Genomic DNA, 6,870 nt, shown 5'->3' with positions numbered 1-6,870 from the left:
GGCCATCCCGAGCTCGGAGCTGGTCGAGATCGCCGAGTCCGGCCACATGGTCCAGCACGAGTACGCCGACGAGGTCAACGACCTGGTCGGCCGGCTGGTCGCTGCGGCGTCGATGCCGGTCTCCGACGCGGGCTGAGAGCCGCCCGGCGCAGCTCAGCCGTCGAAACCGACGTGCACGTGATCGGTGTGCGTGACGTCGGAGAAGTACTGGCTGCCGCCGCCGTCGAGGTCGGTCGGCCCGCCGACCTGGTCGGCCCCGGTGCCGGTCGCGAGCTCCATGACCTCGCGCACCAGGCCGGCCGCGTCGGGGTCCACGACCAGGCGACCGTCGATGCTGCCGATGTCGTAGGCGAACCCGTCGGGATGACGACTGCGCCGATCCGTGCCGAACACGTTCACCGGGTGGGCGGAGATGAGGACGCTGACGCCGATCTCGTGCTCCTCGGCGAGCGCGAGCATCGAGCGGAGCACCTCGTCGTCGACGTCGCCCGCAGCCACGTCGGCCCGGCCCGCCCAGGGCAGCACGATCCGGTCGTTGCGCAGCACCCGCCGGACGAGCGGGCTCGGGTCCGCCAGGGCCCGTGGCGGATCGGCAGCCGTGACCGTGTCGACCTGCCAGTCGCCGGACGCCCGGCTGACCCGGACGTCGTACGTCGTCCCGCCCCGGCCGTCGACACCGTCCACGAAGTCCGCCTCGACCAGGATGCTCGCCTGCGGCGGCAGGTAGCCGAAGTACTGCGTGTAGGTGACCTGGCGGACCTCCGGCAACGCCTCCACCGCTCGAGCGGCGACGCGCTTCGCCACCCCGTCCGCCTCCGCCGGGTGCGGCCGGTAGCGCGTCGGCTCCGCCGTGGCTGAGGTCGCCGGCTCGGTCGGGCTCGCTGAGTCCGACGGCGACTCCGAGGGCGTCGCTCCTGCACCGGATGTGGTCGACGGCGCCCCGGCGTCAGTGTCCGAGTCGGCGCACCCCACCCCGAAGAGCAGCAGCACAGGGACGCACACACCCGCCGCGATCCGACCCACCCCCGCAGCGTAGGCCGCAGTTCGACGCCCCGAGCCCCGTCGCACCCGGTCTAGATGTCGCGAAATGCCGAAATCACGACCCGTGGACCGGGTACGACGCAGAGCCTCAGCAGCCGGTGGCGTAGACGTAGCAGGGCAGCGCCGCCTCGGCGTTCTCGCGGGGGGTGGTGGCGATGGCGGTCGCGATCTGGACCGGCGCCTGGAGCGCACCGAGCAGTGCTGCCCGCTGGTCCAGGCCGGGCAGGAACGGCTGCCGGCACACGGACGGGGACAGCCGCGCCGGGTCGACCGGGCCGGAGCGCGTGACCGCGTCGATCACCAACGCCCAGGTCGCGGCGTCGGTGCTGCCGTTGGTGAAGTGGTCGGCGATCCGCCCGGGGCAGAGGTCCTGGACCGCGACGCGGCGGTAGCCGGCGCCCCGGACCGCGGCCAGGTGCGTCGTCTCGGGTGCGACCAGACCGTCGCGGGTGCTGTAGATGACGCTGTAGTCGATCCCTGCGAAGGTCTCCTGCCGCGAGTTGATCGCCGCCATGAACGCAGAGCCCTGGAGCTGCTGCCAGACGCCCTGCGGGCACCCGACGACTCCACAGACCGCGCCCGCGAGCGCGGGCGCGAGGCCCGGCGCACCCAGAGTGACTCCCTGGCTGTCCGGGGCGACGCCGACGTAGTCCGCGACCATCCGGCGCGTGTCGGGGAAGAACCGCAGCGCCCAGCGCGGCCGCATGCCGCCCTGGCTGTGCCCGACGATCGCGATCTTGCGGCCGCCGGCCTTCCGGTAGGTGTGGCGGATCGCGTAGGCGTCGTACTCACCGGCGATGGTGAGGTCGCCGAGCGAGTTGTGCGGCGGCGTCACCGAGCACCACGGGATCCCGGCCCGGGTCAGCGCGGGAGCCCAGCTCCACGCGTACTGCGACTCGTAGGTGAACGCCGTACCGGGCACGAGCAGAACCGGCTGCTTGCCGCTGGCGAAGTCGCCCGCGCAGGTGACGGCGGCCCGCAGGTCGGCCGCCGACGCCCGCAGCGCGGGGCCAGGACGGCTGACGGGCGCGTAGTCGCCGTCGACCGCAGCCGTGACGGACGGCGCCGGTGCCGCGGCCCGGGACTCGGGCGAGGCCACCGCACCCGCGGCGAGGATCGCCGCCAGCGCGAGCGCCGGACCGACCAGCCGCCGGGCGACCGCCCTCACTGCTGGTTCTCGATCCGGTCGAGGTAGGCCTTGCGCACGCCGGTGTCGACCCGGGTGATCGCGGCGTCGTCGTGGACCAGGTGCCGGAAGCGGCGCATCACGCCCTCGGGCACCATCGGCGCGCCGTTGGCCGCGAGCCCGACGTACGACGGCACGGCGACCTCGGCCTTGCGACTGCGGACCGACTTCACGACCGCGCCGGCGATGTCCTCCGGCTCGACGGCCGGCAGCACGCCGTAGTCGATGCCCGAGGACAGCTCGGTCTTCACCGCGCTGGGCAGCACGGCGGTGATCGAGACCCCGGTGCCCTCGAGCTCGAGCCGGGTCGCGGCGGTGAGGCCGACGACCGCGAACTTGCTGGCGTTGTAGACAGCGAGGCCCTTGATCGGGAACTTCCCGGCCAGGGAGGCGACGTTGACGACGTGGCCGTGGCCGCGCTCGATCATCCCGGGCAGGACGACCCGCATGCCGTGGATGACGCCGTAGACGTTGACGTCCATCGTGAGCCGGTCGATCCGCTCCTCCTGGTCGAGGAACGGCCCGTTGGGCATCACACCGGCGTTGTTGACCAGCACGTCGACCGGGCGCCCGTGCTGCTGCTCGGCGGCCTCCGCGAACGCTGCGAAGGAGTCCCTGTCGGTCACGTCGAGACGGTGGCCGCTGGCCTGCGTGCCGATCGCGGCGGCGGCCTCCTTGGCGAGCGCCTCGTCCAGGTCGCCGAGCGCGACGAGCGCGCCGGCCCGGGCGAAGTCCCGGGCCGTGGCCAGGCCGATGCCGCGGGCGGCACCGGTGATGAGGACGAGCGCGCCGTCCAGGTCGATCTTCGGGTAGCGGCTCATGCCATCACTTCCTGGGTCTCGTCGGTCTCGACGGGGGTGACGTCGAAGGCGGTGCGGTCGAAGGTGCTGATCCGGCGGACCAGCTCACCGGTGGACCACGGCCAGCTGAAGCTGTTGCGACCGTTGGCGTCGATGAAGTAGCTGTGGCAGCTGGCGCCGCTGTAGGCGGTGCCGACGAGCGCGGCCTGCACCTCGTCGACGTACGCCGCCTGCGCGGCGGGGCGCACGTCGAGCGCCGCCCAGCCCTCGGCGCGCGCGGTCGTGATGGCGTCCACGATCATCGCCACCTGCGACTCGGCGACGGCGAACGCCGAGCCATGCCCGGTGCCGAGGCTGGGACCGAGCACCACGAACGCGTTCGGGAAACCGGCGACGACGGTGCCCTGGTAGGCCTCGGGCGAGCCGGCCCAGTGCTCGGCCATGGTCCGGCCGTCGGCGCCGCGCACGAAGTCGGCGACCGGCATGTCGAGGATGTGGAAGCCGGTGCCGAGGATGATCGCGTCGACCTCGGCGCTGCTGCCGTCGCTGCCGATGACCGTCGAGCCCTCGACCCGGTCCACGCCCGTGGCGTGGACCTCGACGTTCTCCTTGGTCAGCGACTGCAGGTAGTTGTTGGAGAAGAGGATCCGCTTGCAGCCGAGCAGGTAGTCCGGCGTCAGCTTCGCGCGCAGGGCCTTGTCCCGCACGGCTGCACGCAGGTAGGCCTCGCCGATCTTCTGGAGCCCGAGCATGAACGGCTTCGGGCGGTGGAAGGCGACGCCGACCGCCTCCATGGCGGCGTACTCCACGGCGCCGAGGGTCCGCTCGAAGAGGGGGACGTGGCGCTTGACCCACTTCTCCGCTTCGGGGACGTGGTGGTCGACCTTGGGCAGCACCCAGTGGGCCGTGCGCTGGAAGAGGTGGAGCTCGGCGACCTGCTTCTGGATCTGCGGCACGAACTGGACCGCGGACGCGCCGGTGCCGACCACCGCGACCCGCTTGCCGTCGAGGTCGACGTCGTGGTTCCACTGCGCGGAGTGCCACACCTCGCCGGGGAAGTCGGCCAGCCCGGGGACGTCGGGGATCTTCGGCTCGTTCCACGGCCCTGCCGCAGCGATCAGGAACCGCGAGGTGAGGGTGCCGTCGGTCGTCTCGATCGTCCACGACGAGGAGGCTTCGTCCCAGGCGGCCCCGAGCACCTCGACCCCGAACCGGGTCACCTCGTCCAGCCTGTGGTCGCGGGCGACGCCGTCGATGTAGGCCAGGATCTCCGGCTGGTTGCCGTAGACCCGGGACCAGTCGCTGTTGGGGGCGAAGGAGAACGAGTAGAGGTTCGACGGGACGTCGCAGGCGCACCCGGGGTAGGTGTTGGCCCGCCAGGTGCCGCCGTAGGTCTCGGCCTTCTCGAGGATCACCAGGTCGTCGGTGCCGGTGAGCCCGGCCTCGCGCAGCTTGACGGCGGCCGCGATGCGGGAGATGCCGGCGCCGACGATGACGATCTCGTGGTGCTGCTTCATGCGTTGACTCCTTCGAGTGCGGCTGCCACGCGCGCGGGGACGTGGGCACGCGCGGCAGCGAGGGTCGCCTCGCGGCGGGCGAGGTCCATGAAGTTCGGACCCATCGCGTCGAGCTCCGCCGGGCCGGGCTCGACCCGGACCACCCGGACGCCGGCCGCGCGCAGCGCGGCGACCTCCTGGTCGAGACCGGCGGTCATCTGCGAGCGCAGGATCCGCTCCACCCGGCTCAGGCCGGTCGCGGGGGCTCCGCCCTCGGAGGTCATCGGCGCCACGACGATCACCTCGTCGAGGTCCTCGTCGACGAGCAGGTCGGCGGAGACCGACGAGATGGCGCCGCCGTCCAGGAACCGACGACCCGCGATCTCCACGGGCGGGAACCAGCCGGGGATGCCCCACGACGCGGCGACGGCCTCGCCGAGGCCGGCCTTCGGGGCACCGGGCGAGCCGAACGCGACCCGCTCCCCGTTGGCGATGTCGGCGGCGACGATCCAGGTCGCCGGGTGCGTGGTCCAGCCGTCGGGGCCGGCGAGCCCGTCGCCGTACTCCCGCAGCCAGGTGGCGTCGCCGCGGCCCTTGGGCAGCAGGCCCGCCATCGCGTTGTACGGCGACTTCCGCGCCAGGCCGGCGCGCACCAGCCCGAGGGCGGGCAGGACCGGAGCCGGGATGGGCGGCATCGCGCCCGGGTGCTCGGCGGCGTGGGCGGCGAGGACCGGGTCGACCCCCGGCTTCTGCTCGAGCGCGTCGATGAGGTCCTGCGGCGTCCGGCCGCTGCCGAGGGCGGCGACGATCTCCGAGCCCGCCGAGGTCCCGATCATCACGTCGGCGGTGCGGGCGTCCCAGCCCAGCTGCTGCTCGAGGGCGCGGAGGGCGACCACGGTCCAGGCGAACCCGAGGGTGCCGCCACAGCCGATGGCCAGACCGCGTCGGGGCAGTGCGCGTCGTTGCGTCATGTTTGAGATACTAACGGTATTCGAATACCAATGGTAGCCCGACTTGGTAAGATTTCTGCCATGCCCCGGATGACGCGCAAGGAGTCCCATGCGCAGACGCGCGAGCGGCTCGTGGAGACCGCCCACCGGCTCTTCCTGGCCGAGGGCTACAACGCGACCTCGCTCGACCGGGTCGCCGCCGAGGCGGGCTTCTCCAAGGGCGCGGTCTACTCCAACTTCGCGACCAAGACCGAGCTCGGGCTCGCCGTTCTCGACGTGCTCCATCTGGAGCGGGCGATGTCGTTGGCGATGGCCGTCCTGGAGGCCGAGACCGTCGAGGACCGGATCGCCGCGTTCGCGCAGTGGGCCGAGGACAACATCGGCGACGTCGGCTGGACCGCCCTGGAGGTCGAGTTCGCCACCAGCAACCGCAGCATCGCCGGCGTCAACAAGTCCCTCGCCGGACGACGGCGCGAGCTCACCGCCGCCATCGCGGACCTCATCGAGCAGCAGGCCGCCGACCTGGGGATCGCCCTGCCGGTCCCCGCCGAGGACGCCGCGGTCCAGCTGCTCGCCCTCGGCATCGGCCTCGGCGTGCAGCGTGCCTTCGACCCCGAGCTCCCCGTCACCAGCCTCGTCGACCTGCTCAGGTCACTCCTCGAACGCTCCACCCCTCTCACCTAAGGACATCACTACTGTGCCGAACATGCGCTCCGTTGCCACCGCCACCGTCAAGACCCCCATCGACCAGGTGTGGGCCTCCCTCGCCGACCACGAGGGCATGGCGTCCTGGGCCCCCGGCCTCAAGGTCACCCTGACCCGCGAGGGCCGCAGCGAGCGCAACGGCGTCGGCGCGGTCCGCAAGATCGACGCCCCCGGTCCTGCCCCCGCGATCGTCGAGGAGATCACCCGCTTCGAGCCCGGCCAGGGCCTCGGCTACAAGGCCACCGGCGGCGTGCCGCTGAAGAACTACCGCGGTGACGTGGACCTTGCCCAGGACGGCACCGGCACCCGGATCTCGTGGGCGATCAGCGCCGACCAGCGGGTCCCCTTCGTCGAGAAGGCCGTGACCAAGGCGATCGCGACCGTCCTCCTCAAGGCGTTCGTCCGCGCCGTCTCCAAGTAGCCCCCCACCCACAGCCCCCACACAGCCCCCGAACAGCCCCCGCCCTCCGGCCGGGAGTGGGAGCATCCGAACGTGACCGATGAACTCCTGCTGCTCCAGCAGATGGAGCGGGCGCTGGTGCGCGCCCACCTCGGCGAGCCGGACGTGCTGTCCGACGTCGAGCTGCGCCGGTTGCGCTACCTGATCTCCTTCGCGCGGCTGGCCGTCTTCGAGCCCGGCGCCGCCGGGCCGTGGCGGGGCCGCGGCCGCCCCGAGGTCGACCTGACCGAGG

General features: G+C 72.5%; 8 protein-coding genes. 3 read left to right on the top strand and 5 right to left on the bottom strand.

Features of this window, described 5'->3' with window-relative positions; genetic code table 11:
- Positions 1-153 precede the first annotated feature (153 nt).
- The 5 genes from H0487_RS21030 to H0487_RS21010 all read right to left on the bottom strand — a co-directional run bounded on the left by H0487_RS21030 (position 154) and on the right by H0487_RS21010 (position 5,494).
- On the bottom strand, positions 154-1,023 hold the full coding sequence (locus H0487_RS21030; protein ID WP_183096179.1) for a hypothetical protein: 870 nt from the start codon (positions 1,021-1,023) through the stop codon (positions 154-156).
- Positions 1,024-1,129: 106 nt separating this feature from the next.
- Entirely contained in the window at positions 1,130-2,209 is a 1,080-nt protein-coding gene (locus tag H0487_RS21025; RefSeq protein WP_183096178.1) for a lipase family alpha/beta hydrolase, read from the bottom strand.
- Positions 2,206-3,048: an SDR family oxidoreductase gene (locus H0487_RS21020; RefSeq protein ID WP_183096177.1), complete on the bottom strand. Its 843-nt coding sequence runs from the start codon at positions 3,046-3,048 to the stop codon at positions 2,206-2,208. The genes H0487_RS21025 and H0487_RS21020 overlap by 4 nt, the downstream gene beginning before the upstream one ends.
- Positions 3,045-4,544, bottom strand: coding sequence for a flavin-containing monooxygenase (locus tag H0487_RS21015; RefSeq protein ID WP_183096176.1), 1,500 nt, complete (start codon positions 4,542-4,544; stop codon positions 3,045-3,047). Before H0487_RS21015 ends, H0487_RS21020 begins: the two co-directional genes overlap by 4 nt.
- A complete protein-coding gene (locus H0487_RS21010; protein WP_183096175.1) occupies positions 4,541-5,494 on the bottom strand; it encodes a patatin-like phospholipase family protein in 954 nt (317 codons plus the stop codon). The genes H0487_RS21015 and H0487_RS21010 overlap by 4 nt, the downstream gene beginning before the upstream one ends.
- A gap of 60 nt (positions 5,495-5,554) precedes the next feature.
- On the opposite strand from H0487_RS21010, the gene H0487_RS21005 reads away from it, so the two are divergent.
- From H0487_RS21005 to H0487_RS20995, 3 genes are all read left to right on the top strand, one after another.
- Entirely contained in the window at positions 5,555-6,157 is a 603-nt protein-coding gene (locus H0487_RS21005) for a TetR/AcrR family transcriptional regulator (RefSeq protein WP_183096174.1), read from the top strand.
- 22 nt (positions 6,158-6,179) lie between these two features.
- Complete coding sequence (locus H0487_RS21000; protein ID WP_183096173.1) at positions 6,180-6,599, top strand: SRPBCC family protein; 420 nt, start codon at positions 6,180-6,182, stop codon at positions 6,597-6,599.
- Positions 6,600-6,671: 72 nt separating this feature from the next.
- A partial coding sequence (locus H0487_RS20995; protein WP_220793649.1) for a hypothetical protein occupies positions 6,672-6,870 on the top strand: 199 nt, incomplete at its 3' end.

Source organism: Nocardioides stalactiti (assembly GCF_014180715.1).
Classification (GTDB): domain Bacteria; phylum Actinomycetota; class Actinomycetes; order Propionibacteriales; family Nocardioidaceae; genus Nocardioides; species Nocardioides stalactiti.
The sequence above is the reverse complement of the archived record's forward strand: the minus strand, read 5'-3'. Positions and strand labels throughout refer to the sequence as shown.